The organism is Neochlamydia sp. EPS4 (assembly GCF_000813665.1).
GTDB lineage: Bacteria > Chlamydiota > Chlamydiia > Chlamydiales > Parachlamydiaceae > Neochlamydia.
Genome location: NZ_JSDQ01000112.1, coordinates 1 through 1,029 on the forward strand (window position 1 = coordinate 1; position 1,029 = coordinate 1,029).

General features: G+C 38.4%; 1 protein-coding gene. It reads right to left on the bottom strand.

Annotation, left to right across the window (positions count from 1 at the left end; genetic code table 11):
• Positions 1-43: 43 nt before the first annotated feature.
• Positions 44-901: a DUF1670 domain-containing protein gene (locus DB42_RS10080; protein ID WP_044882851.1), complete on the bottom strand. Its 858-nt coding sequence runs from the start codon at positions 899-901 to the stop codon at positions 44-46.
• Positions 902-1,029 lie beyond the last annotated feature (128 nt).

Genomic DNA, 1,029 nt, shown 5'->3' on the forward strand with positions numbered 1-1,029 from the left:
GGACACTTGTCATTAACTGGCATTTAACCTAATTTTTTTCTGATTAATATTTTTTATCAACACCTTCATTTATTGTTATCTGGGTTCTTGTTTCAATTCCAATTTCACTTTTCAATAACGCGGCTATAACATAATTTTTCTCCTTATATTGTTCAATAATCTTTTCATATTCATTGACTAAGCGCGATGTCCTACCCACCGAAAAAGCTGCTTCTTCTGTAGACATACCTTTTTGTTTACATAGCAATATTTGCTTGAAAGTGGATATATACCTTTGTATCGCCGGCAAAGAGTGTTTTGTTTCTCTGCTCACCTGCTGAACAGTTTTTTGCTCGATAAAGAGCTTTTCAATAATCATTGTTTTGTGAGTTAAAGTAGGGCCTATATCATGGATAGATCCTCTTCTTGGAAGAACCTCACGGTTTTCTAATTCCCACTCCTTGATATATTTGCCTACACTTTGTGGCGATATCTTTAACAAAATAGCTAATTCCGCGTGGGTTAAGCAACCTTCTTGATCAAAAGCTTGCTTGCACATCCGCGCCACAGCTTCTTTTTTTATAACCCTTAATTTTTTTCCCTTGGCTCTTTCTATAGCATCTTGCGAGCTTACCAAATCTAAAATTACCGTTGTTAAACGTGTATTTTGAATAGATTTTCCATAAGATGAAAACTCGTTGCGGTGGACTGTCGGCCATGTAACTTGTCCCGGCTGCATATGAGAGGTCTGCGGATAAAATTGACGCACCATATCCGCTATTGATTTAACCAGTACTTGCCTTGTCCTTGTTCCTCCTAGCTGCGGGCACTCATGAGAAAAAAACGCTTCCAAAGCACCTTCAAAGCATTTAAATGCTTGAGGGCAAAATGTAGCATGGTTTGCATCGATATTCTTCTTCATGGCAGCCTCCGCTCGTTCCTGATAGAGGCGTTCGACGACATCATTCTTTTTTTTTCATCTTGAGCGTGATAATATTGGGCACCAACTATATGAACTTCCTGCAATCTTTGTTCAAAAAAGGCTTTATC